The sequence below is a fragment of the Paenibacillus thermoaerophilus genome, from assembly GCF_005938195.1.
Classification (GTDB): domain Bacteria; phylum Bacillota; class Bacilli; order Paenibacillales; family Reconciliibacillaceae; genus Paenibacillus_W; species Paenibacillus_W thermoaerophilus.
On sequence record NZ_VCQZ01000006.1, the window covers coordinates 51197 to 76460 of the forward strand.

22 protein-coding genes are annotated in these 25264 nt (G+C 63.5%); 3 read left to right on the forward strand and 19 right to left on the reverse strand.

What is annotated here, in order from left to right:
• Positions 1-131: 131 nt before the first annotated feature.
• Positions 132-2609, forward strand: coding sequence for an EAL domain-containing protein (locus FE781_RS06115; RefSeq protein WP_170209429.1), 2478 nt, complete (start codon positions 132-134; stop codon positions 2607-2609).
• 106 nt (positions 2610-2715) lie between these two features.
• Here the strand turns inward: FE781_RS06115 and FE781_RS06120 are convergent, their stop codons facing one another.
• The 3 genes from FE781_RS06120 to FE781_RS06130 form a co-directional block, all read right to left on the reverse strand.
• Positions 2716-2913: a type II toxin-antitoxin system antitoxin gene (locus FE781_RS06120; protein WP_138788731.1), complete on the reverse strand. Its 198-nt coding sequence runs from the start codon at positions 2911-2913 to the stop codon at positions 2716-2718.
• A 25-nt stretch (positions 2914-2938) separates the two neighbouring features.
• Positions 2939-3781: an SPFH domain-containing protein gene (locus FE781_RS06125; protein WP_138788732.1), complete on the reverse strand. Its 843-nt coding sequence runs from the start codon at positions 3779-3781 to the stop codon at positions 2939-2941.
• A gap of 129 nt (positions 3782-3910) precedes the next feature.
• Positions 3911-4735 (reverse strand): YhcN/YlaJ family sporulation lipoprotein, encoded by an 825-nt coding sequence (locus FE781_RS06130; RefSeq protein WP_138788733.1) that lies wholly within the window; start codon positions 4733-4735, stop codon positions 3911-3913.
• A 198-nt stretch (positions 4736-4933) separates the two neighbouring features.
• Between FE781_RS06130 and FE781_RS06135 the strand changes: the two genes are divergently transcribed.
• Positions 4934-5986, forward strand: coding sequence for a ketoacyl-ACP synthase III (locus FE781_RS06135; RefSeq protein ID WP_138788734.1), 1053 nt, complete (start codon positions 4934-4936; stop codon positions 5984-5986).
• Positions 5987-6075: 89 nt separating this feature from the next.
• Here the strand turns inward: FE781_RS06135 and FE781_RS06140 are convergent, their stop codons facing one another.
• The 4 genes from FE781_RS06140 to FE781_RS06155 all read right to left on the reverse strand — a co-directional run bounded on the left by FE781_RS06140 (position 6076) and on the right by FE781_RS06155 (position 8044).
• Positions 6076-6393, reverse strand: coding sequence for a hypothetical protein (locus FE781_RS06140; protein WP_138788735.1), 318 nt, complete (start codon positions 6391-6393; stop codon positions 6076-6078).
• A 1-nt stretch (position 6394) separates the two neighbouring features.
• Complete coding sequence (locus FE781_RS06145) at positions 6395-6727, reverse strand: alpha-helical endospore appendage domain-containing protein (RefSeq protein WP_138788736.1); 333 nt, start codon at positions 6725-6727, stop codon at positions 6395-6397.
• A gap of 33 nt (positions 6728-6760) precedes the next feature.
• Positions 6761-7048 carry a nucleoside-diphosphate sugar epimerase gene (locus FE781_RS06150; protein WP_138788737.1) on the reverse strand — a complete coding sequence of 96 codons (288 nt, stop codon included), beginning with the start codon at positions 7046-7048 and terminating at the stop codon, positions 6761-6763.
• An 81-nt stretch (positions 7049-7129) separates the two neighbouring features.
• Complete coding sequence (locus FE781_RS06155) at positions 7130-8044, reverse strand: NAD-dependent epimerase/dehydratase family protein (protein WP_138788738.1); 915 nt, start codon at positions 8042-8044, stop codon at positions 7130-7132.
• Between the two features lie 254 nt (positions 8045-8298).
• On the opposite strand from FE781_RS06155, the gene FE781_RS06160 reads away from it, so the two are divergent.
• Positions 8299-9369, forward strand: coding sequence for a glycosyltransferase family 4 protein (locus tag FE781_RS06160; RefSeq protein WP_138788739.1), 1071 nt, complete (start codon positions 8299-8301; stop codon positions 9367-9369).
• 72 nt (positions 9370-9441) lie between these two features.
• Here FE781_RS06160 and FE781_RS06165 read toward each other — a convergent pair whose 3' ends face one another.
• The 12 genes from FE781_RS06165 to FE781_RS06215 all read right to left on the reverse strand — a co-directional run bounded on the left by FE781_RS06165 (position 9442) and on the right by FE781_RS06215 (position 25077).
• Positions 9442-10635 (reverse strand): glycosyltransferase family 2 protein, encoded by a 1194-nt coding sequence (locus tag FE781_RS06165; RefSeq protein WP_138788740.1) that lies wholly within the window; start codon positions 10633-10635, stop codon positions 9442-9444.
• A 34-nt stretch (positions 10636-10669) separates the two neighbouring features.
• The gene (locus FE781_RS06170) at positions 10670-11404 is read right to left on the reverse strand and encodes a glycosyltransferase (RefSeq protein WP_138788741.1); all 735 of its coding nucleotides are present in this window, start codon (positions 11402-11404) and stop codon (positions 10670-10672) included.
• Positions 11401-12384, reverse strand: a complete 984-nt coding sequence (locus FE781_RS06175) for an NAD-dependent epimerase/dehydratase family protein (protein WP_138788742.1) — start codon at positions 12382-12384, stop codon at positions 11401-11403. The genes FE781_RS06170 and FE781_RS06175 overlap by 4 nt, the downstream gene beginning before the upstream one ends.
• A gap of 16 nt (positions 12385-12400) precedes the next feature.
• Positions 12401-13231, reverse strand: a complete 831-nt coding sequence (locus FE781_RS06180; RefSeq protein ID WP_138788825.1) for a dTDP-4-dehydrorhamnose reductase family protein — start codon at positions 13229-13231, stop codon at positions 12401-12403.
• Complete coding sequence (locus FE781_RS06185; protein WP_138788743.1) at positions 13231-14223, reverse strand: polysaccharide biosynthesis protein; 993 nt, start codon at positions 14221-14223, stop codon at positions 13231-13233. The genes FE781_RS06180 and FE781_RS06185 overlap by 1 nt, the downstream gene beginning before the upstream one ends.
• Complete coding sequence (gene wecB / locus FE781_RS06190) at positions 14213-15310, reverse strand: non-hydrolyzing UDP-N-acetylglucosamine 2-epimerase (RefSeq protein ID WP_138788744.1); 1098 nt, start codon at positions 15308-15310, stop codon at positions 14213-14215. Before wecB ends, FE781_RS06185 begins: the two co-directional genes overlap by 11 nt.
• On the reverse strand, positions 15307-17076 hold the full coding sequence (locus tag FE781_RS06195) for a glycosyltransferase family 4 protein (RefSeq protein ID WP_246068077.1): 1770 nt from the start codon (positions 17074-17076) through the stop codon (positions 15307-15309). The genes wecB and FE781_RS06195 overlap by 4 nt, the downstream gene beginning before the upstream one ends.
• A gap of 71 nt (positions 17077-17147) precedes the next feature.
• Positions 17148-17441 (reverse strand): hypothetical protein, encoded by a 294-nt coding sequence (locus FE781_RS17410; RefSeq protein WP_170209430.1) that lies wholly within the window; start codon positions 17439-17441, stop codon positions 17148-17150.
• A 14-nt stretch (positions 17442-17455) separates the two neighbouring features.
• On the reverse strand, positions 17456-18601 hold the full coding sequence (locus FE781_RS06200) for a CgeB family protein (RefSeq protein ID WP_138788746.1): 1146 nt from the start codon (positions 18599-18601) through the stop codon (positions 17456-17458).
• A 5-nt stretch (positions 18602-18606) separates the two neighbouring features.
• Positions 18607-19695 carry a CgeB family protein gene (locus FE781_RS06205; RefSeq protein WP_246068068.1) on the reverse strand — a complete coding sequence of 363 codons (1089 nt, stop codon included), beginning with the start codon at positions 19693-19695 and terminating at the stop codon, positions 18607-18609.
• Between the two features lie 162 nt (positions 19696-19857).
• Positions 19858-20592, reverse strand: coding sequence for a sugar phosphate nucleotidyltransferase (locus FE781_RS06210; RefSeq protein ID WP_138788748.1), 735 nt, complete (start codon positions 20590-20592; stop codon positions 19858-19860).
• Between the two features lie 411 nt (positions 20593-21003).
• Positions 21004-25077 carry a WIAG-tail domain gene (locus FE781_RS06215; RefSeq protein WP_138788749.1) on the reverse strand — a complete coding sequence of 1358 codons (4074 nt, stop codon included), beginning with the start codon at positions 25075-25077 and terminating at the stop codon, positions 21004-21006.
• Positions 25078-25264 lie beyond the last annotated feature (187 nt).

Genomic DNA, 25264 nt, shown 5'->3' on the forward strand with positions numbered 1-25264 from the left:
GGGCGAGATCGGCCGAGGGCAGGAAAAATGTCCCTTTATGTCGAATGGAGATCGGTGCGAATGGTCGGCGAGGCTCCGAGGTACCGCCGGAACAACCGGACCGACGTCCGCAAGGAGAGGGGTTTCCATTCATGAAAGGCAGACTCGCAGTCAAAATAACCGCCATCCTCGCTCTCGCCCTGATCGTCGCGTTCGGCGGATCGGCCGCGTACAATCTGGCCGGGCTGTACCGGACGTGCCTGTCGGAGGGCGAACGGTTGGCGGAAAAAGAATCCGTCGCTTACTCGCGTGAGCTGCTGCGGCAATTCGACGGAACGATCTCGATGCTGGAGACGCTGCGGGCCGAGCTGCTCCAACTTCGCGAAGAGCACGGCGACAACCGCCGCGAGCAGTTCACCCAGCTGCTCCAGCGGCTGCTGGAGGAGCGGCGCGAGCTGCTCGGCCTTTATACGATGTGGGAGCCGAACGCATTCGACGGCAACGACCTCGCTTACGCCAACGCATCGCCGTATCACGACCGAACCGGCCGTTTCCTTCCTTACGTCGTCCGGATCGACGGACGGATCGCCGCCATTCCCGTCAAAAACGATTCGCTGCCGGGGTTGAACGATTTTTACGAAATCCCGAAGCGCACGCGCTCTTTCGCCATGCTGGAGCCGTTTTGGTACGACGTGGAAGGAAAACCGGTCACGGTGACGTCGTTTGTCCTGCCGATCCTGGACGAACGCAACGATTTCCTGGGCATCGTGGGCGCCGACTTCTCCCTGGATTCGATTCAAGCGGATATTTCGTTTGTCCGGCCGCTCGGGGGGTATGCGACGCTGATCACCGCGAACGGCGTCTATCTCGCCAACGGGCGTTTTCCGGAACAAGTTCTCCGGACGTATATTGACCGCTCCGACACGCGCGATCTGCTCTCCCGGGCACTGCTCTCCGATTCCCCGCTGAAGGTCTACACCCCGTCCTCCGGCGGCGGCGAAGAGCTACACCTGTTTCAGCCGATTCGGATCAAGGACGAGAAATGGCTGCTCGAAACGGTCATCCCGAAGGACGATCTGCTGACGAATTATTACAGGCAGCTTCGCTGGACGCTGCTGGTCGCCCTGTCGGCCGCCGGGGCGTTAATCCTCCTGTGCGCCGCGCTGCTGCGCCGGCTGGTCGCCGCCAGGCTTCGGCTGTTGACGGAAGCCATCCGGAAGGTGGCGGCGGGCGACTGGTCGACGCGGGTCGAGATCCCGTCCGGAGACGAATTCGAGCAGGCCGCCGCAGCCTTTAACCGCATGGTCGACAGCCGGAGGGAATCGGAGGAACGCATCCTGTATCAGGCGTACCACGACCCGCTCACGGAGCTGCCGAACCGGCTCAAGCTGCACAAAGAGCTGGAGGCCGCCGCCGACGCCGCCGGACGGCTCGGACAGCCGTTCGCCGTCTACTATATCGACCTGGACCAGTTCAAATGGTTCAACGATACGCTCGATCATACGGCGGGCGACCTCCTCCTGCGCCAGATCGCCCGGCGGCTGCGGAAGGCGGCGGGCGAGGACGATCCCGTATACCGGTTCGGCAGCGACGAATTCGTACGCCTGTCGGCGGGCGGCGTCTCGCCGGAGGCGATTCGCCAGGCGGCTGAACACATGCTTGCCGCCGTATCGGAGCCGGTCTCGTTCGGCGACCGGAAGCTGCATGTGACAGCCAGCATCGGCATCGCGGTCTGGTCGCCGGACGATCCGGAAGGCCGCCGCCTGATCAAGCAGGCGAATATGGCGCTGCTGGAGGCCAAGCAGGAGCGCAACACCTACCGGATATTCAATCCCGACCCGTCCCGCCCGCCCGCGGACGGCGATTCCGCCCTCGAATCGGCCTTCGAGGACTCGCTCCAGTCCGGGCATTTCCTGCTTTACTATCAGCCGATATACGATCTGCGCACCGGGCGCGTCTCCGGCGTGGAAGCGCTTGTGCGCTGGCGGCATCCCGAGCTGGGGCTGCTGCTGCCCGAACAATTTATCGGCGCCGCCGAGCGGACCGGATTCATCCTGCAGTTGGGCGATTGGGTGCTTCGATCGGTCTGCCGGCAGCTCGCCGCCTGGGACTCGATGGGAATCAGAGGGCTTCGGGCGAGCGTCAACCTGTCCCCCGTGCAGATTCAGCAGCGGACGTTGGGCGAACGGCTGGCCGGCTTGGTCAAAGAAGCCGGTTCTTCCGTGAGCCGGATCGATCTGGAGATGAACGAACGCTGCTTCCTGCCTTCCGTACAGGCTGCGGCCGTCCTGGGGGAGCTCCGCCAGCGCGGCTTCCGCTTGACGCTGGACGACTTCGGCACCGGCTATTCCTCCTTGACTTATCTGCGGACGATGCCGTTCGACCGCCTCAAGCTGGACCCGGCGATGATCGGCCCCACGGGAGCCGGCGGCAAGGAACGGGAACTGATCAAGTCGGTGGTCGGGTTCGCCCGCCAGTTGGGCATGACCGTTGTCGCCGAGGGTGTGGAGACGGATTTGCAGGTCGAGGCCGTCCGGGCCGGGGGCTGCGATTACGCCCAAGGCTATGCGTTCGCTCCGCCGATGTCCGCCGAAGACTTGACGCGCAAGCTCTGGCACGAGCGCAATTGACCGGCCGCATATGCCCGGCGCGGCCACACCCGCCAAACGAAACGAAGGGGTGCGCCCGGCAAGCGGACGCACCCCTTCGTTTGTCGGGCATCTCCCCGGGTCCCGTTCACGGTTCAGCCGGACGGTCTCCCGGAAGGTCCTGCCGCGCAACGCGGCCCGGAAGCCTGCCCGCGCGCATCAAGGCGTCGCGGAGCACGTATTCGATATGACTGTTGACGCTGCGGAATTCGTCCGCCGCCCATCGTTCCAGGGCTTCGTACAGGACGGGATCGAGCCGTAACGGAAATTGTTTTTTGGATGCCATCGGGGAATCTCCTCGATTCCGCCGGTCAATACAGCGTTCCCGTATTCAGCACCGGCTGGGCGGAGCGGTCCGACACGATGGCGACCATGAGATTGTTGACCATAACCGCTTTGCGTTCCTCGTCCAACTCGACGATCTGCTCCCGCTGGAGCTGCTCGATCGCCGCCTGCACCATCCCGACGGCGCCTTCGACGATTTTCTGGCGCGCGGCGATAATCGCGGCCGCCTGCTGCCGCTGAAGCATCGCGCTGGCGATCTCGGTGGCGTAAGCCAGATGCGTGAGCCGAGATTCCAGCACCTCCACCCCGGCCACCGCCAGGCGCTCCTGCAGCTCCCGGCTGAGCTCCGCCGACACTTCGTCGGAATTGCCCCGCAAGCTGTAGCCGTCTTCGCCGAACAGATCGTACGGATATTTGCTGGCGACATGGCGAAGGGCGGTCTCGCTCTGAATCTCCACGAACTCCTCGTATTGATCGACCTCGAACAGCGCCTTGGCGGAATCGGTTACCCGGAAGACGACCACGGCCGCGATCTCGATCGGATTGCCTTCCACGTCGTTGACTTTCAGCTTTTTGCAATCGAAGTTGCGCACCCGCAGGGAGATTTTTTTTCGTTGGGCGAGAGGCACGGTCATCCACAGACCGCTGTCGCGAATCGTGCCGATATATTTGCCGAAGAACGTAATCGCCATGCCTTCATTCGGGTGCACGATCGTAATTGAACTGATCAGGATAAACGCCAGAACGAGCAGCGCGATACCGGGAACGACCGATTGCTGGATCAGCAGCCAGACGCCTCCGCCGGTAAACGCCGCAAATAGCAGCACCGCAAGAAAGCCGTTGATCTTCCAAGCTTTGGTCTCTTTCATGTGCCATTCCCCCCTGTATCATTTTGATGTCTTAATGATATCACTTTTTCTAATAAAAGTAAATAGGGACATGGCTGCGAGGTTCTTTTCAGCAAAAAAACCGGGACGGGCCGTCCCGGCGTTACGCTGTCATGATTCGGGAGGACGGGCCAGTCCGGTTCCGGTCGGGAACCACCGCTCCGTCAGGGCGTTGAATTCCGGCAGCAAGCTTTCCATGGGCGTCCCGCCGCGAAGCTCCAGCACATACGAATTGACCTTGTTCACAAATTCGGGATCGGAAGACATGTAGACCATGCGGGCGGACGGGCTGACCGACATGACCACGTTGGCGATACGGTCGCGCAGATCAGGCAGGCTGACCGGATTCCCGCGCTGAAGCACGACCGCGACATAGGCATTGCGGTCCGTTGCGATCACATTCGCCGACCGCACCCCGTTCAGCGCGGACACCTGCATGGAAGCGTCCGAATCGAACCGCATGCTGCGGTTTTGATGAGTGACGGCCATCATGCCGTAGTCTTGCGGGTTGCCCGACCCTCCGAACATCCGGGCGCCGCCGGCCGTCCCGTTGCCCGTTCCGGTTCCCGTCTCCCCGATTTGGCCCGTCGGAACGCCGTTGGGCCCGATTCTTGTCTCCGGCACGGGAATCCCGTAGACCCCGGTTCTTCCCGTATCGGTGCCTTTTCCCCCGCTCACCGACGTCTCGGGCAGCGGCACGGCATCCGGCGCGTTGTATTGTTCGTCGTGCGGGTCGATCGTATAGTCCGACCACGTGTTCGTGCGATCTTCGTTGGTCAACGCTTTTTTGCCCGAATAGCTGCCACGGCCCAGATCATCCTTGGTATACAAAGTATGGGTCTTGGGCGATACGCCCCCCTGATGGTTCGTGCAGGCGGCCGCAAGCGCGATGAGCGCAGTCGCCGAGGCCAAAACCGTCATGCGTTGAATGTTCATGCTGTCAATCCTCCTCGCGGCACCGCGACTTCTGGTTTTCTTTATTAGCTTGGAGTGTGCGGTCCGTAATTATGCGCGGGGCGCGAGGGCGGGACAAGCGCCCGGAAAACTTGACAGAAGCGGATAATTGTTATATGGTTTTAGTACCTGATACTAATATTAGGTTTCAATCCAAACGCAAACAGGAGGATTCGGGCCATGATTGAGACACCGGCGCCGTTCGTTTCCCGCTCCCGCATAACCGCCATCGGAGGTTATGTGCCCGAAAGAACATTAACCAACTTCGATCTTGAGAAAATGGTCGATACGAGCGACGAGTGGATCGTTCGCCGAACCGGCATCCGCGAGCGGCGCATCGCCGCGGAGAACCAGTTGACCAGCGATCTGTGCGTAGCGGCGATCCGCAATCTGGCCGAGCGGCATCAGGCGGATCTCAGCGATGTCGATCTGCTGCTGGTCGCAACCATCACTCCGGATCATGCCACGCCGAGCACCGCCTGCCAAGTGCAAGCCAAATTGTCGCTGCCCGTTCGTATGGCCGCATTCGATCTCAATGCCGCCTGCGGCGGTTTCGTGTACGCCCTGCACGTGGCGAACGGCCTGATCACGGCCGGACTTCACCGCAAAGCGCTGGTCGTCGGCGCCGAGAAGCTCAGTTCGATCACGAATGACGAGGACCGGACGACGTGCGTGCTGTTCGGCGACGGCGCCGGAGCCGTCCTGCTGGAAGCGTGCGAACCGGAGCAAGCTTCTTTTGCCGGTCCGACGCTGTTGGAGACCGAAGGCAAACGCGGCGCTTCCTTATATTGCACCAACCATCCGGAAGCATTCGCCGATTCCGGCCGTGCCGAAACCGAAGACGGCTCCCGCAAGTCCGGCTTCATCGTTCAGAACGGACGCGAGGTGTACAAATGGGCCGCGACCCGTGTTCCGGCCGGAATCGCCCGATTGCTGGAGCAGCATCGGCTTACAGCCGGCGATATCGATTGGTTCGTGCCCCACAGCGCCAACGCCCGCATGATCGAATCGATCGCCGAATCCGCCGGCCTGCCGCTCGACCGCACGCTCACCAGTCTGGAGAAGTTCGGAAACACATCGGCCGCCTCGATCCCGCTGGCGCTCTGGCAAGCGGAAGAAGCCGGCCGCCTGCGGGATGGCGACCGGCTTCTTCTATACGGATTCGGCGGCGGTCTCGTGCAAGCCGCGATGATCGTGCGCTGCGGCTTCGCCCGCAGCCATCCGTCTCCGTGACACCCGGAACCGCGGTCCGGCTTCCGGCTGAGCGGCTCGCCCCGCGAACCGCCACTCCCCAATCGCCAAGCCGGGCGCTTCGGAGAGGCCTATCGGGTTATCCCCGGTGTGTCCTCCGGCAGCCCCCGGTGAGCCGGACGCCATATGCCCGAATGGCGCGGATTCACCCATACACTTCCCGGCGCGCCTGCCTTCACCTCGCGTACGTTGACCAAGCCCGCTTCCGCGGCCATCGCCTGCTGCAGCCGCCGGATCGCCCGGACTTCCCGGACCAGCTCGCCGCTCCCGCCAATACCCGCATGGGCCGCGACGTCCGCGACCGCCTCCAGCAATCGGGCCAGCGCCCGCTGGCTCGCGATCAGCGAATCGAGCAGCTCAAGCTTCAGCCTCGCCGCTTCGGACCGCATCTTATTCGTTCTCCCCGTTGCGCGCGCTTGCCGAAAACGGATATCCGCCAACCGACTCCTCTTGGCCCGGATGAAGCAGCACCTTCAGGTTGCCGGCCATGCCCAACTGCAGCTTGGTCACCCCGTCGATCAATTCCAGCACCTGCTCGTGAACGGCAAGCGAATGCTTCAATTGCTGGCCGTGGCTGCCATACGCCTGAGCGCGAAGATGGCCGGCGATCCAGTTGCGGGCTTTTTCCGCTTCCAGCGCTTTGCTGTCGAGAATGACGGATATTTGGCGCTGCATCCGGCCCATCGATTCGAGCATGCTCATGTAGGCTTCTTCCCGGTTCATGTTTGTTTGGCCCTCCTTTCCGGTGCCGTCCGGCTATTCGTCGTCATCGTCCGCCAGTTCCTTCAGAATGGGGCCGAGCTGCTCGGCCATCGCCTCTTCCAGCGCGGCCAGGCTGTTTAAATAGGACGTGACGCTGCGGGTCAGTTCCATCGCGTTTTGGGCGAGCGTATCCGGATCGGCGAACGTATGGCCCCGGTCGGGAATCGCGTGAATGTTCTGGGCCATCCGGACGGCGATCTCGGCGTTCGCTTCGAGAATCCGGGCCAGCTCCCGGTTGGAATTCGTCATATGGACGATCATATCGGTGATCCTCTGCTGCATGTTGATATCTCCCTCATTCCGATATCACAGAATATGACGACGGGGCTCCGGCCGTTCCGTCCGTGCCGCTTGCGGCCGCCGTCATACGTTCATCCAATACCGGTAGGTGGCCTCAAGCCCGTCCCGGAGCGCCGTGCGCGGCTTCCAGCCGAGCAGCCGGGCCGCAGCCGCGTTGTCCAGACAACTGTGGACGATGTCCCCCGGCCGGGCCGGACCGTGCGATACGGCCACTTCCCCCGCATGAAGCTTGCGCAGCTCGGCAACCAGCTCGTTAACCGACACCCGGCGCGCCGTGCTTACATGAATCGTCTCCCCGGCCCCTTTCTCCGCCGCCGCCAGATTCGCTTCCACGACGTCCCGAACGAAGACGAAATCCCGCGTCTGTTCCCCGTCTCCATGCACATGCAGAGGCTGCCCTTGCCGCAGCCGGGACATAAACAGCGCCACGACGCCCCCCTCGCCCTTGGCCGTCTGCAGCGGCCCGTAGACGTTGCCGTAGCGCAGGACGGTGTGCTCCAGCCCGAACAAGGTTCCGTACAGGCGAACATACGATTCGGCCGTCAGCTTGGAGAGTGCGTAGAACGACACGGGTTCGGCCGGGTCTTGCTCGCGCAGCGGCAGCTTCGGCGGATTGCCGTAGACGCCGGAGGTCGAGGCGAAGACGATTTTCCGCGTTTGGCCGTCCCGGCATCCGTCCAGCACATTGATCGTGCCTCTTACGTTCACGTCGGCATCGAGACGGGGATTGCGGATCGACTGCTGGACGTCGGCCTGCGCCGCCAGATGGTACACAACCTCCGCTCCGATTGCCGCAAGCGCCGTTCGCGCTTCTTCTCCGGCGATGTCGACCTCATGCAGGACCGCTCCGGGATGCACGTATTCCGGGCGGCCCGTCGCGAAATTGTCCAGCACGTGCACCTCGTCGCCCCGCTCCAGCAAGGCCTTCACGAGATGCGAACCGATAAATCCCGCTCCGCCGGTCACGGCTATCCTCATTCTCCTCCAACCCCTTCGCCGAATCTGTTCTATCATACGCATCCCCGGGGCGAGCGTATGGACGTATGCCGAACCGGCGGACACGGATCGAATAATCATGCCGGATGGTCCAAGCATGGCCTGCTCGCCGGACATACGCTGGGATAACGATCCTCACTAAGATCTTAAGAAGGTGCATTCTGTCATGTCCGCGGGCCATACCCGCCGGAACGATAGGCGGAACGGTTGATGGCTATGCTGAAGGAGCTGAAGGTATGAAGGTCTTGTTCGTATTCGCCGTGCCGAGCGGCGGTGTCGAAACGCTGAACCGCCAGCGCTGCGCCGCGCTGAAAGCCGCCGGCATCGAGGGACATTGCTTGTATCTGCTTCCCGGCTTCGGCCTGCAAAATTCCAGGGAGTTCCCGACGTTCGTGACGAACGACGACAACGAACTCCGCAATCTGTTCGCCGTGCAGCGCTACGATGCCATGGTTGTCGTAACCGGTTATTTCTGGATCTACCGGTTCCGTACGCTTGGGTTTACGGGAAAAATCATTCTGGAATTTCAAGGCATCGCCCCGAAAGAGTCGGCGCGGGAGCTGCTGCTCGACGCCAAGGAAACGGTGGAGCTTCACGCGAACGGACTGCTGAATCCGGGGACGCCGTTCATCGACAGCCTGATCCGGGAGCTGTACCCGAACACGCCGCAATTCCGCTTCAACAACTGCCTTGACTTCAAACGGTTCTCCTACCGTCCGGTCCCCCGTCCGCCGCATCGGATCGTCGCCTGGTTGGGCCGGATCGAGGCGAATAAAAACTGGGCGGAATTCCTCGTCATCGGCCATCATCTCATTTACGGCGTCGACCGGAATATCCGTCTGTGGATGTTCGAGGATCACAGCTTGTCCAGACCCGTCGACCGGCAGCAGTTCGAATACTGGATCGACATGCTGAAGCTGCGGGAATATTTGACGATCCGGTCGAACGTGCCGCATGATCATATGCCCGAATACTTCTCCATGATCGGGGACTCGGGCGGTTTCCTCTGCTGCACCTCCAAATCGGAGGGAGCGCCTTATTCGGTGCTGGAGGCGATGAGCTGCCGCTGCCCGGTGCTGACGACCGATTCCGAGGGCGTTCGCAGTTCCGTCATCCAGAACCGGACCGGTCTCTATTACACGTTGGGGAACTTCCCGGAAGCGGTGGATCAGGCCCATCGGCTGTTGACCGACCATCCGCTGCGGGAGCGGCTGAGGAACGAAGCCCTGCTGCACGTGCGCCGCCATTTCGACCCCGGCCATTACGCCGTTCAATTTAAACGCATGCTCCGCGAGCTTGGACTGTAGTCCTGAGCAAGCAGGCGGACCCTAAAAAATCCCTGTGCGATTGCTCATCCGGCAATCGCACAGGGACTTTTTTTATAATGACAGAAGATGATCGAGAATCCCCACCAGATCGAGAAACATATTGTTCTGCACCAGCTCCCACCGTTCCGCATAATAAGGCTCCGGCCTCCAATCGAAACGCTCGTACAGCCGGGTGACCGGTTCGCCGTCCCGCAACCGCAAGACAACCGCCCGCAACGCGCCGTGCAGCGTCTCCGCCACGCGCAAGTACCGGCCGGGCCGCTCGCGCTGAAGCCGGTGGTATTCGCAGACGACGAGATTGATTTCGTTCAAATATTTGGGCTGCGGCAAATAAGCGAGCGCCATCGCGGCCACATCGATCTCGCCCGGATATTTCTCGCGGAACCGCCAGAAATTCAAGTGCGCCTCGCGCAAATTCCCGACCGATACCGGATGCTCCTGATGGTAGACGCGGTTATGCCGGTCGTGAAAAAACCGGGCGCCCCGCTTGTAGAGGCGATAGCCCATCTCGCTGTCGTCCCACCCGTATCCATCGTACTCCTCGAACAGGCCGACGGACAGCAAAAGCTCTCGGCGCACGGAAACGTTGCCGGTAAAAAACAAGATCCAGGACAGCGCAAACCCGTTGAAATGATCTCCGTACACCCTGAAAATGACATTCTCGTAGTAATCGGAGATGGGCTTGTCGAACGAAAACAGCTTGAAGCATCCCGCGGCGATGCCCGCTTCGTCGAACAGGCAGACCTTGTGGTCGGGCGGCGGCTTCAGGCCCAGGGACAAGTCCCGATAGGCGTCGCTAAGAGCCAAAAACTGATAGACATGCGCTTTCTGCGCTTCGGAAAAATCCGGATACCACATCGTGTACGCGCCTTTAAGCAGCATCGCTCCGCATACGACCAGGCTGGCGTCGGCCTGATGGAGCTCGTAATGCCTTTGCAGATACGTCGGCTCCACCAGCATCTCGGCGTCCAGGAACACAAGAAGCCGCCCTTGGGCCGCCTGCACGCCCCGGTTGCGGGCTCTCGGCCGGCCGATGTTCGTCGGCGTGCGGATATAACGCAGCCGGAACCTGAACGCGTGGCGATGCGGGATTACGCGGGTATCGTCGGTCGAACCGTCATCGACCAGGATCACTTCGACGCGCGACAGGTCGAACGTCTGGTTGTTCAACGTCAGCAGCGTGAACAGGTTTTGCGGATATTTATTGTAGGAAGGCATAATTACGCTGATTTCCGGCTGCGTCATTCCCCATCCCCCTTCCGGCGTCCGACGAGGACCGTCAGCAGCGCCCGATTTGACGATATCGCTTCAGCAGTTGCGTTAGCGGCCCTCTGGTTCTCGCCCGGATGGCTTTGATTTCCGCGGAGATGACCGGACGGTGTTTCCTCGAACCCATGTTGGCATGCCAGCGGTATTTCGTCAGCGGCAAGTTCAAATAGCCGATGCGTTGGCCCGCCAGCAAGATCCGAATCCAGGCGTCGTAATCGTGCGTGTACAGCAGCTTTTCGTCAAAGCCGCCGATGGCGAAAAACAAATCTTTGGTCATCATGACCGTGCAGCCGTTTATGGGGTTAAACGATTTAAACGCCTCGATAAACGCACACTCGTTCGAAAATTTGATCGTCTGGTTGAGATGGGTGATCGCGCCGTGCTCGTTCATGCCGTGGAAGTCCGTATAACTGATCTGCAGTTGATGCTGCTGCATGAAATGCACCTGCTGGGCGATTTTGTCGGGATACAGCCAATCGTCCGAGCTGAGCCAGGCGATATACCGGCCGGACGCCATGCGAAAGCCGTGATTAAGAGCCGTGGCGGTTCCTCCGTTCGCCTTGCCCAGATACGAGATGCGATCCAGATATGGCGCTATCCGGTCCTGATACCGGGTCGAACCGTCGTCGACGACGATGATCTCCAGATTCGGATACTGCTGCTCCAACGCGCTGGCGATCGCCTGGTCGATATACGGGCAGTTGTAGAACGGGATGACGATCGTAACCAAGGGCAATCCGCTCATTCCGTCTCCCTCCTTCCGATTGTGCGGAAATATTCGAACATATCGCGCATGGACTGGTCGAACGACCAAGCGGGCGACCAGCCGAGCCCGCGTATGGCGGCGAGATCGGTCTTCTCCGAGTCGGGAAGCGCCTCCGGCGGGCCGGCGTGGCCGGGAACTTCCACCGGAATCGCGCGGCCGGCCGCCCGCTCCGCCGCCTCGTGCACTTCCCTCAAGGTGCGGTGCCGCCCGGTGCCGACGGGGTATACCGCCCCCGGCCGGCCGAGCCGCAATATCAGCTCGTAGGCGCGAACCGCGTCGCGCACATCCACGTAATCCCTCGCCTCGCCCAGCGAAGAGAGGCGGAAGGGCGGCAGCGGCTCTCCGCGCGACAGCCGCTCCGCATGGCGGGCCAGCAAGCCGCATACGCCGGCGCTGGGACCGGGGCCGATCAGATTGGCCGGCCTCGCCACTCGAACATCCAGCCCGAACAAGCGGGCCCAGGCCAGCGCGCTGGCCGCCTGCAGCGATTTGCTCCAACTGTACGGATGCGGCGGAGCCGGCGACTCGCTGGGCGGCACGCTCAGCATCGAGGAGACGATCAGCAGGCGGCAGGCATGCTCCAGCCGCGCCGCCTCAAGCAGATGCAACGTCGCCATCAGGTTGGCCTGCATATGCGCCAGCGGCCGCTCCCAGGAATCGCGCACGGCGTTTAACCCGGCCAGATGCAGGACGAAGTCCGGCTTCGCGATACGCAGCAGCCGGGCCGCGTCGTCCGGCGACGTCAAGTCGCAGGTCAGCCAGACCGCCTCGGGCGCGGACCGACGCGCCGACTCCAGCGCGTTCCCTCCCCGGGAGACGCCGACGACGGCATAACCGGCTTGAAGCAGATAGCGGCATGCCGTTAATCCGGTAAAGCCGGTCGCTCCCGTAACCAGCACCGTCCCGCGGCCGGCGGTTCGGCTTGCGGCCTCCGCCGCCCCGGCCGTCCAATCCGTCATGCCCGCTCCCCCCTCTTTATTCGCGTCCGGCCGTCCAATCCCGCAGCTCTTCCAGCATGCGCCGATAGCCCGGAGCGCGATACGTCCAATCGTTGCGCGTGGCGACCAGCGTCCGGTCGATCCGGACGTGTTCGTACGGGACGACTTCAACGTCGGTCTTGTCCCAGATGTCCTGGATCAGCAGCAGAAGGTCGTGCTTGGTGATCGTCTCGACCGACGTCAGATGGACCAGCCCGGCGACCGGCCGTTCGATCGCCTCCCGCACGGCCTTGGCCAGTTCCAGCGTCGTCACCCCGTTCCAGGGCACGTGCACGTATCCGGTCACCCGCCCGGTCTGGCGCAGAAACCACTGCATCAGGCCGATGCCGCCCTCGCGCACCTCCGGACCGATGATGGACGTGCGGATCGTCGTATGCGGAGCGGCATGTACCTCGCCCAACCGCTTGGTGCGGGCGTAGACGCTCGTCCCGTCCGGTTCATCCGATTCCGTGTACCTTCCCCTTTTGCCGGAGAAGACGCAATCGGAGCTGATGTGCACGAGCCTGGCGCCGACCGCTTCCGCTTCGCGGGCCAGGCGGTGCGGCAGAAGGCCGTTGATCTCGTATGCCATCGTCTCCCGGCGGCTCGCGTCCTCGTTCAGAATCCCCGCGCAGTTGACGATCACATCGGGACGCACCGCCCGCACGATTTCCCTCGCCGCCGCCGAATCGGTCAGCTCCAGCCGCAGCCGTTCCGGATGGCCCGTCTCCCGCGACGTGGAGAAAACCCGATAATCCGCCTGCTCGCGGAAATACCGCTCAAGCACGTGTCCGGCCATTCCCGTCGCTCCGATCAGCAGCAGCTTGATCATGACAAAAACCGGCCTTTCACAAGCAGCTCGCGAATTTCCTGCTTCGACATCAGGTTGTCGGCCGAGGAGTAATTGCTGAGCTTGACCTTCGGATAGCCGCCGTAGCGGCGTTTCAGCTCCGGCAATTCGATCGACGGCAAAATCACCAGATAGTTGTCGTCGAACTGCACCGTATTTTGCGCCTCGTATTCGGAATACAAAATCTCGTGGATTTTCTCCCCGGGCCGGACGCCGAGCTCGACGACCGCGACCTCCTCCATCTTCTTGCCCTCGGCCTCCATCAGCACCTCGGCCAGATCGAGGATGCGGCAGGTCGGCATCATCATGACGAACGTTTCCCCGCCGATGCCCTCGACCGAAGCGTGCAGCAGCAGCGCGATCGCCTCCTCCATCGTCAGGAAAAACCGCGTCATGCCGCGGTCGGTGATGCCGATCTTGTTCTGCTCCCGTATCTGCTTCATGAACAGATGAATGACGCTGCCGTTCGTGCCGAGCACATTGCCTCCGCGCACGCAGACGAATTTGGTGTCCGAACCGAGCATATTCGCGTAGACGATCAGCTTTTCCCCGATGGCTTTGGTCATGCCGTAAAAGTTGGACGGATTGGCCGCTTTGTCCGTCGAGATGTTGATCACTTTTTTGACTTTGTTCTCGATCGCCGCTTCAATGACGTTTTGGGTGCCGAGCACGTTGGTCTTCAGCGCTTCGTAAGGCTGATCCTCGCAGACCGGCACGTGCTTGAGCGCGGCCAGGTGGAACAAATAGTCGACGTCTCTGCAGGCGGCGTTCAGCGCCGCGCGGTCCCGCACGTCGCCGATGCAGAACGCGAGGCGCGGATCGTCGAACGCGCGCTTCATCGCCACCTGGCTCGACTCGTTGCGCGAATACACGATGATTTTCCTCGGCCGCTGAGGCAGCAGTTGGCGGACCAATTCATAGCCCCACGAACCTGTGCCGCCCGTGATCAGAATGGTCCTGTCACGAAACATAAAGATTCCCCCCGATCAAAAATTTCACGACTTTATCCGAGACGTCCGTATCCAAATACCCTTGCGGACATTCCCAAGCGCGCGGCAGCGATGTCATCAGCCCGACGCTGTCCGCTATTCTGGAGGCATCGATCCCTGCCACGATGTTGCTGCCGCAGTCGACCGTCTCCGGCCGTTCCGTCGTGCGGCGCACCGTCACGGTCGGCACCCGGAAGATGCAGCATTCCTCCTGTACCGTCCCGCTGTCGGTCAGCACGCACCAGGCGCCCCGCTCCAGACGGACGAAATCGAAGAAGCCGAACGGCTCATGGAATTCGACCAACGGATTCATCGTGAAATCCGGCAATCGGGCGAGCTGCGACCGGGTTCGCGGGTGCACGCTGCAAATCAGCCGGATGCCGTATGTCTCCGCAACCCGGTTGAGCCCCGTCAAAATTTCCTTCAGACGGGCCGGAACGTCGACGTTTTCCGCACGGTGGATCGTGACGACCGCGTAGGGCTCTCCGCCGTCCAAACCCAGCCTGGCAAGAATCGGACTGGCGGCGATCTTGGACTCGTACCGCATCAGCACCTCGCGGATCGGATTGCCCGTCAGGACGATCCGGTTCGCCGGGAAACCCTCCCGCAGCAAATTTTCTTTGCTCTGCGGCGTGTACGGCATATTGATCGTGGAGACCGCGTCGATCACCCGGCGGTTTTTCTCCTCCGGCACGGCCAGATCGAAGCAGCGGTTGCCCGCTTCCATATGCACGACGGGCACGCCCATCCGCTCGGCGATCACCGCCGCAAGCGCGCTGTTCGTATCCCCGAGCACGAGCACCCGGTCCGGGCGCTCCCTCGCCAGGATCTCTTCCACCCCGCCGAAGATCGCCGCCAGTTGTCCGCCGAGCGACAACTGTTTATCCGCGAGCCGGTAGTCCGGACGGCGGAGCTCCATCTCCTCGAAAAACACGTCGCTGAGCCGGCGGGTGAAGTTTTGGCCCGTGTGCACCACCACATGCCGGCTGGCATACCGGTCCAGCTTCTCCATAATGAGACTGAGCCGGATAATTTCCGGCCGCGTCCCCAGAATCGTCACGATTTTCATGTCTTCGCCCTCCGTCCGGCCGGTCTGGAGATTCGGCGCAGCCCGAACCGGCGAAGGCCCGGCCGGAGCCGCCGCCGCTTCCGTCTCCGCGCGCCTTGGCGCGTCCGTGTGCCGCGAACGGAACGCTTCAAGCGGCGTCCGCCCGCCCGGCGCTTCGCCGGCCGCCTCCGGCCCCCCGGGAATCCGACGTGGCCGAGATCGTCCGTCGGCTCGCCGACGGGCAGCGCCGCGATGATGTCGGCCGGCAGCCGGACGATGCGGTCCGCGCCGATCCTCCGCCGGGCGAGCGCCCGGGGCGAGACGATCGGGTGAAGCACGCCGCGCCGGTACAAGCAGACGGCCGGACCGGCTCCCTTGGCCGGAAATTCCGCGGGCGGATCGAACGGCTGGAACGTGACGGGCCTTCCGGTCGGATACGCCTGCAGCGTCCGGTCCGCCGCAACGCGGACGTCGCCGGGCCGGTAACGGAAGGCGGACAGATGGGCGGCGGAAGCGAACGGCCTCTTCCCGCCGTCCTCGATCAGATACGCCTCGGACGATTGCGCCCCCCGGAAGAGCCTGCCCGGCGTCAATGTCCGCATACGCGCATGCTCGGCTTCCCGGAGTCCGACCGCGTCGTGCGCCTGCCGAAGCCACTGCCGCAGCCGTTCCCGGAACGCTTCCGGGCCGAACGCTTCGTTGACCGCGTCCCGGTTGCGCCGGCCCAGCGCCGTACGCCAGGCCTCGTCGGCGGCCAGCTCGGCCATTTTCGCCGAGAGCGTCCGCCAGTCTCCGGACGGCGCGAGACAGGCTTGGTTGCCCGTTCTCTCCAGCATCTCCGACAGCCCGCCGGAAGCGTAGGCGACAACGGCTTTGCCGAACAGCATCCCTTCCAGCGACGTCAGCGGGAACCCTTCCTGCCCCAGACTGGGCATCACGACGACGTCCGCCGCCGGAAGCACCTGCTGAATATGCGGCTGGACGCCCAAGGCATGGAACCGGTGCGCGTAGCCGCTGGATGCGATCTTGCCCATGCAGCGTTCGTAGTAGCCTCTGTCGGTCGGATTGCCGACAATGAGAAACCGCGCCGACGGGTAGACGGAACAGAGGGGGAGCGCGGCGTCGATATAGTGCTCCAGCCCCTTGTTCGGGTAGATGTCCGCCGATATATAAGCGAAGACGCAATCGGTCTCGGCGATGCCGAGCTGCGTCCGCACGGCCGATCGGTACTCATCCCACCGCTCCGGTTCGAATTCGGCGGGATTCCATGACGGATGCATCGCGATCAATTTGTCGGGCGAAGCGATGCCGGCAAACGGCGCGAGCGCCGCCCGGGATACCCCCGCGATCCAATCCGAGTGGCGGTTGATGAATGCGGCGGCCGCCCGGGTGTGCGCTGTCGGGAGGATCGTCTCGGCCATCTTCCACAGCACGGGAATGCCGAGGATTTTCGCCGCCATCGCCGGCATCGGGTTGACGCAGGTCATGGCCACGACGAGATCGGGACGATGGCGGTGCAGCAGATCGATCATCGGCCGAAGATGGCGCCGCGCCAGCTTGCCCAGCGCCCGGTTCAGATTCGCATGCGGGCCGTAAAGCCCCAGGCAGACCGGATACGGGCTGACAACCGTCCGAATGCCCCTGGCCGAAGCCTCCCGGATGAGCATGCCGTCCTTCGGCGCGGCCAGCACGCATTCGGCGTGCGGCTGCAGCTCGGACGCCGTAAATAAGAGCAATTTCTCCGCGCCTGTCATATAGTGGTCATAGCAAATATGGGAAAACAACATGATTTTCAAAAATTCCCGTCACCTCCCCGCTGTCGAAATCATGCCGGTTGCGGCCGGCGCACGAACGGCGCTCATCCGGCGGCCGGCACGCTCATTCCGTCCTGCAAGCCTTGGGCGAACCCTTCGTTGTATCCGGTGTTGTAGCCTTCGGCGAAGCCGGCCCGGTAGTAGCGCACACGAATCGGCACGATTCTGCGGCGTGCGCGTTGTTTGGCCGCCGGGCGGCCGGCCTTTCCCCGGCGCGAGGCGGGCGCCCGGCCACGGCGCGAAGCCGGCGGCCGGCCGCGGCGGCGGCGCGGAGGCGCGGCGCGCGTCCTTCGTCCGCGGGCCGCGGACCGGCGTCTCAAGCCCGATCGTTTTTTCATGGCGGAACCTCCCTTCAATCCCCGAAGACGATCCGCAGCAGCTCCGCAAGACGCTTCGGGTACGTATGCTGCTCCAGCGTCTTCCGAAGCGCGCGGATCGCGATTTCGCGGCGTTCCGATTCATGCGTCAAATAATATTCGATCTTGGCCACCATGTCTTCGGGCGATTGGTACGTGACAATCTCCTCGCCCGGCACGTAAAATCGGACAATATCCTCCCGGACGTCCGTCAGTTGAAACGCCCCGCATGCCGCGATCTCGAACGTGCGGGGATTGGGCGACACGGCGGGAATCAACAGCCGGTTGTTGTTGTACGAGGCGTCGTCATGCGCCCGGTGGATGTTCAGCACAATCTTGGAGCCGTTGTAGGCGGCCGCCGTGTCCTGAGGCAGCAGCCAGCGGTTCAGCTCGATGTCCCGCGCAAACCGCTTGTAGCTCCGCAGCCGATTCCACCACTGGCCGACAAAACGCACGCGTTTGGCGGCAAGATACGGCGAGACCGCGTCGATCGCGCGCACTCTGTTCCAATAGCCGCTCCCGATAAAGCTCACGTCCCGCCGCAGGCCCGGTTCGACGCGGCGCGGCCGGAACATGGCGGTATCCGCCGCGAGCGGCAAGTAATGAACCTGAGGACAGCCGATCTGCTTGTAGAACTCGACGCAGTTCAATTCGAGGGTGAAGACGTAATCGAAATGAAGCGCGATCTTCGACGTCACGTCCGTAAAATACGGATCGTCCGTCAGCCACACGGCCGTCCGGAACCCCGCGCTTCGGATCCGGTCGATCTGCTTCAGATCCATCGCGATCCCGTCGAGGCAAATAACCAGATCGGGCCGTTCGCGCAGCACCGCTCCGACGAGATCCTGCTTCGGATACCCCCGTGTGGGAATTCGCCAGCGAAAACACGAGACCTCGCGGACAATCGGGAGCAGCCCGCGCGCGATCGCGTCGTCTATGGGCTTGTAGGGGTACCATTTGCCCGAGGTGACGTACATGATCTTGACGTCCCAGCGGCGCTCCGGCAGCCCGGATATTTGCCGGTTCACCGCCTCGCATCGGCCCAGGTGGTATCCGGCCGCAAGCCCTTCCGCGTAACCGGCTTCGCGCCCCGCCCTATGGTATCGGGCAAGGGAAGCGCTCGGCCGCATGTTGCGAGCCATCGGCGTCACGCTCCTTCGAACACGATGCGGAACAGCCGATCGAGCCGGTTCGCGAACGTATGCTCCGTGCAGGTTCGCCGCAGCGCGTTCCAGGCCAGGCGTCGCCGCTCGTCCTCGTGTGTGAGATAGTGGCGGATCAGCCTGGCGGCTTCCCGGGCCGATCGGTATGTGGCGATATCCTGGCCGGGGGTGAAGTAGAGCGGCAGATCCTCCCGGACGTCCGTCAGTTGAAACGCGCCGCACGCGGCAATCTCGAACGTCCTCGGATTCAGGGACTTCGCGGGCAGTTTGTACGAATTTTGATTGCCCCCGGCCATTCGATGCACGTTCAGCACGATTTTTGCGCCCGAATAGTAGCTCGCGGTTTCGGGGACCGGAATCCAGTCCAGCTTGATTTTGCCGGCGAGCTGCCGGTAATGCTTCAAGGAATTCCACAGAGCCCCGGCGATGAAGACGCGCAGCCCCGACAGATAAGGAGCCAACTGGTCGAAAAACCGGATCCGGTTCTGGAACCCCATGCCGATAAAGCAAACGTCGGTTCTGTATTTCGCCTCGACATGTATCGGCCGGAACAGTGTCGTGCTTGCCGCGAGCGGCAAGTAATGCGCATTCGGGCAGCCAAGCTGGCGGTACCAGCCGGCACAGCTCAACTCGTGCGTGAACACATAATCGTAGCGGGGGGCGATCTTCGCCGTAAGCTCGGAGAAATACGGGTCGTCGGCGAACCAGATCGCCGTTCGGATGCCCGCCCCGCGGATCGCGTCGATCTGCTGCAGATGATCGTCCGGAAACACATGCATCCCGTTCAGGACAAGCACGAGATCCGGCCGGTAGTCGATGGCTTGCCGCGCCATTTGACGGGGGTCGCCGATCAGGCATTCCGCAACTTTATGATTCAACGCCTCGATGACGCCGTAATCGATCGCTTCGAATCCTTGGGGAATATACAGAATCCGCAGCGGCAGGCGTTCGATCGGCAATGCGGCAGCCTGTCGCCTGATCGCCTCGCATCGGCCGAGTCTGTATCCTTCGCTCCAGCCGGCCCGGTATCCGTCCCTTCGGCCTCGGGCCGCGGCATGAGCGGTTCCGTTCATCGACCGCACCTCCTTCTGATGCATACGAGTCCCGACGGACGGGGCGCGACCGCGGTTTTTGCATTGTATGAACCGACGGACACGGCTTGTAACGGCAGTTGTACAGGAGACAATGGCCTTAGATTCCCCGCGGCCCTCCTTGCCTCTTTATCCTTCGCGCCGCTACGGCTGCTGTCCCGGTCTGCTCTGTCCCGACAACCGCCGGGCCGCCGTCTGCAGCGCCTCGTGCGTACCCGCGTCGATCCACCAGCCGCCGAGCACGTCGTATTCCAGCTCTCCCCTCGCCGCGTACCGGTTGTTCACGTCCGTGATCTCCAGCTCGCCGCGCCCCGACGGCCGGATGTGCCGGATCTCGTCGAACACGCCGGAATCGTACATATAAATACCGGTGACGCAATAATTCGACCGCGGCGCGGCGGGCTTCTCCTCGATTGCCGCGATCCGGCCCCGCTCCAGAATCGGCACCCCGTACCGGCTCGGGTCGGCGACCTGCTTCAAAAGCACCCTGGCACCGTTGGGCTGGCGTTCGAACGCGGCGACATACGGTCCCAGGTCGTCGTCGAACAGATTGTCGCCCAGCAGAAGCAGCAGCTTTTCCCCTTTGGCGACAAAAGGCTCCGCCAGCGAGAGTCCCTGCGCAATGCCGCCGGGGGAATCCTGAACCAGATAAGCCAACCGGAGTCCGAGCCGGCTTCCGCTGCCGAGGTACCCCGCATATTGCTGAACTGATTTCGTCCCGACCACGATCAGGATGTCGGTAATTCCCGCCTGCTTCAGCTTCATTAATCCGTAGTGGATCATCGGGTACCGCCCGACGGGCAGCAGATGCTTGTTCACGGCATCCGTCAGCGGCTTCAGCCGCGAGCCCGTTCCACCGGCCAACACGATTCCCTTCAACCCGCATCCCCCCTTTACGCTCCTGGTTCGCCGACGAACCGGCTCGGGCCGATGCCCGCCGTCCCTCGCCCGCGGACGGGGACGGCGGCCTCTCCGGCGTACGCCTCCGTATGCGGATGGACATGCCGCGTTCCCCCAATGGCGCGCGCTCGATCGTCCGGCTTTCGTTCATGCCATCTTTCCTTTGCCATTGTATGTACGGAAAGGACGACCGTGTAACGGCATCTGTACGGTGACGCCGCTCCTTCCCGAAATGCGGCGGCAGCCTCGGGCGAACGTATGGCCGGAACCGGCAGGTACGATTCGGGATTTCTCCCGATCCGCCGCGCGCTTCGTCCGCATGAAGAAAACCTCCGAACCTGCGGCGTACGCAGATTCGGAGGTTTCGGGGGGGATATCCGTGCGGGAACGTTACGGCCGGGCGCCAACCGCGACCCACATCAGCAGTCCGCGGCTCGGCGGGCTGACCTTGGACCGCACGAGCAGCAGCGTCGCCCCGGTCGTCGAACGTCGCAGCAGCACGGGGTAGCAGGAGATGACGTCGGTCATGGCCGTTATGACGTAACGGTCGTTGGCGAAAGCTTGCGGGAACGTCACTTTCACCTCGGCGGTTTCGTCCGCGGAATTCCATTCGAACGTTTCCGCTCCGAACAATTGTTGGACGGCGGCGATTCCCGTCTGCCCGCATACGGGATTAAACGACAGGTGCTCGGGGCGGACGGCCCCTTCCCGCAATTGGCGGCTCGTGACGGACTGCTCCGCCAGCATGCTCTCGGCAATGATGCGGTCCGGGATATGTTGCGCCTGAAGCCATCCCGGGGCAAAGTGCTCGGCCCGCAGGCTGCCCGGCGCAATCTCGTCCCCGCCCACGCTGCCCGCTTCGAGATGATCGCGGCCGACGCTGCCGACAGCCAATTTGTCCCCGGTTACGCAACCTTCGGCAAGCTTGTCGGCGGTGACCGATTCCGCCTGCAGGTGCGCCGTTCCCACCGAGCCTTCGGCCAGATGCTCCTCGCCGATCGACTGGTCGCATATATGCCGAGATTCGATCGACTCGTTCGCGAGATGCCGGGAAGAGACGCTGGCCGACGCCAGCTTCTCGCCGCTGACGGCGCCGTCGACCAGTTGCTCCTCGCCGACGCTGGCGGGCTGGATGTGCGCGAGACCCACAATTCCTTCGCGGAGCTGCGATTCGCCGACGGAACCGGGAGCCAGATGCTCGTGCGCGACCGCGCCCGCCGCCAATTTCGAGGAGGTGACGCTGCCCGCTTGCAACTGCTCGATCCCGACCGCTTCCGGTTGCAGGTGGCGGAAGCCGACCGACCACGGACGCAGGTGGACGGCATCGACGGACGCCTCCGCCAGCTTCGCCCCCGTCACGGAGCCGTCCGCCAGATGCTCCTCGCCGACGCTGCCCGCCTGCAGATGCTCGCCGCCGACGGCTTCGGGCCGGAGATGCGGGGAGCCGACCGACTCGGGAGCCAGCTTCGCTCCCGTCACGGAGCCGTCCGCCAGATGCTCCTCGCCGACGCTGCCCGCCTGCAGATGCTCCCGGCCAACCGCGTAGGCGGCCAGCTTCTCGGGAGTCACCGCTTCCGCCTCCAGTTGCTCGGGGCCGATGCTGCCGGGCTGGATATGCGCCCGGCCCACGGCCCCTTCGCGGAGCTGCGGTTCGCCGACGGAACCGGGGGCCAGATGCTCGTGCGCGACCGCTCCCGCCGCCAATTTCGAGGAGGTGACGCTGCCCGCTTGCAACTGCTCGATCCCGACCGTTTCCGGTTGCAGGTGGCGGAAGCCGACCGACCACGGACGCAAGTGGACGGCATCGACGGACGCCTCCGCCAGCTTCGTCCCCGTCACGGCGGCGTCCGCCAGATGCTCCTCGCCGACGCTGCCGACCTGCAGATGCTCGCCGCCGACGGCTTCGGGCCGGAGATGCGGGGAGCCGACCGACCCGGGAGCCAGCGTCGCTCCCGTCACGGAGCCGTCCGCCAGATGCTCCTCGCCGACGCTGCCCGCCTGCAGATGCTCCCGGCCAACCGCGCGGGCGGCCAGCTTCTCGGCGGTCACCGCTCCCGCCGCCAGTTGCTCCGGGCCGACGCTGCCGGCTTGCAGTTCCCTGTGGCCGACGCTGCCGGCCTGCAGATGCTCCGAAGCGACCGCTCCCGGCTCCAGATGTTCGCCGTGCACGCTGCCTTCTTTCAGGTGGTAGCTGTGAACGCTGCCGTATGCGAGATGCTTGCCGGAAATTTGCTCAAGACCGATCTTCTCGCCCGTGACGGCTCCCGCCGCAAGCTTGTCGACCGACACCGCGCCGGCCGCGATCGCATGGACCGTCACCGCGCCTTTGGCCAAGTGGCGGGATTCGACGGCCTCATGGGCGATAGCCGAAGCTCCGACGGCGCCGTCCGCGAGATGGCGGGCTTCCAGCGAACCGTCGCGAATCCGGTCTCCCGTCAGACTGTCCGGCTTCAGATGAACGGCTTCGATGCTCCCGGGCGACACATGCCGGGACCCTACGGCACCTTCGGCCAGTTGCTCCGCCCCGATTCCGCCGGGCTGCAGCTTGTCGGAGGTGACGGCTCCCGTCGCGATATGCGCCGTCGACACCGAACCGGCCGCGAGCTTGGCTCCCGTAACAGCCGCGTCCGCCAGCTTGTCGGTTTGGACCGCTTCGCCCGCGAGATGCCCCGATTTCACGCTGCCGGGGGACAGATGAACCCCTCGCACCGACTCCGGCTTCAGATGGGGGGCGTCGACGCTCTCCCACGCGAGCTTCGTTCCGTCCACCGAAGCTTCCGCCAGATGCGTCTGGAGAACGGCTCCGGCTTGTATATGCCGGGAGTCGACCGCGCCCCTCTTCAGATGGCTGCCTCCCACCGATTCCGGCAGCAGATGCTTGTCGCCGACCGCGCCGGCCGCCAATTTGTCGCCGGTGACGGCCCCCGCGCCCAGGTGATCGGTGACGACGCTCTCCAGCGCAAGCTGCTCGGAACGAACCGCTCCGATGGCCAGCTTGTCGGTCGTCACCGCCTTCGGGGCAAGCTTCACGGTCGTGACGGCCAGATCGTTCAGCTTGTCGGTCGACACCGATTCTCTTGCCAGCTTCGACGTCGTGACGGCATGGTCGCCAAGCTGCCTCGCATGGACGGAGAGCGGCGCGAGATGGCGGAATTCGACGGAGCTGTCGGCCAGCTTCGCGGAAGTGACGGCGCCGTCCTGCAATTGGTTGGTTCCGACCGATTCCTGAGACAGATGCTCGGTCTCCACGGATTGCGGGGCCAAATGCGCGGCTTCGATCGCCTGGGCGGCGACATGGATGGATCGAACGGCATTCGCCGCGAGATGGGAGGCGAGCACGGCGCCCGCAGCCAACTGCTCCGAGCCGACCGCCCCTTCCGCCAGCTTGGAGCCGCTGACGGCTCCATCCCGGATATGGTGCTCCGTTACATGCTCCCGGGCCAAATGCTCGGACTGCACCGAGCCCGCGGCCAGATGGCGCGACTCGATGGACGCGGGCTTGATATGGACGCTTCCGACGGCGCCGTCGGCCAGCTTCGCGGAAGTGACGGAAGCGCTCCTCAGCTTCGACTCGGTGACCGCTTCGTCCGCCAGCTTCGGCGTATTCACGCTGCCGGCCGCCAGATGCGTATCGAACACCGAGGCGGGGGCAATCTTCGCAGAAGTCACCGCTCCGTCCTGCAGCCGTTCCGGCGTAATCGCGCTTTCCCGGATATGCCGCGTCACGATCGACTGATCGGCCAGCTTGCCGACATCGAGCGTCCGGTCCGCAATTTTCTCCCAGGTGATGCTTCCGTCCTGCAGCTTGTCGCCGCTGATCGATCTGGGCTGCAGCTTGCTGCCGCTGATGCTCAGATCGGCGAGATGCTCGGTATCGACCGATCCGGGCGCCAGCTTATCCGCCGTCACGCTTCGGTCGGCGAGCTTTTCCGCCGTCACCGCGAAGTCCCGCAGGTGGTCCTCCCCGATGCTGCCGTCGCGGATTTTGCCGCCGTCCACCGCAAACGGAGCAAGCTTGGCGCCGGTAACCGCCCCGTCCGTAAGATCGTCCGTGTAGACGACCGGCTTGCGCCCCAACGCCTGGCGTTCGGCCAGCATCTCGGCGGCCGTCGGCAGCTTGACGGGCGGTTCCTCCGGTTTGGCCAGAGGCGGCCTGGCGGCCGGAACAATTCGAGGGCGGCGCGCCGGTCCGGGCTCCGGGACCGGTGCCGGTTCCGGTTCGCGGCGAACGTCAGCCGGCAACCGCATAACGGCTTCCTCCGCATCACTTTCGAGGGGAGCGGCCATATCCTCGACGTGCACGGTTCCTCTCATGCTCAGTTGCGCCTCGGCTTCGGCCGGCTTGGATGAGGAAGCGGCGTCTACCGAATTGAACCAGTCAAGCTCGTTCATTCGGGCGTTGACCCGGCGGGGACGAAGGGTCTCCCCCATCCCCCCTGCGCGGTTTTTGTCCTTTTTTTTCATCGCGAGCAGGCTCCTTCCCTAAATCTGGTCATGGTCAACATATGCAAACACCCAGATCGCGGGAACGCTCCTTCGCATAAAAACTTTGATCGCGGCCGGTTCGGCACTCCCCCGCACGCGGCCTTTGCCGCCGAGAGGTTCAGGAGCCGCGGCGGACCTTTCGGATCGCGGTATGGAAGACCGCCGG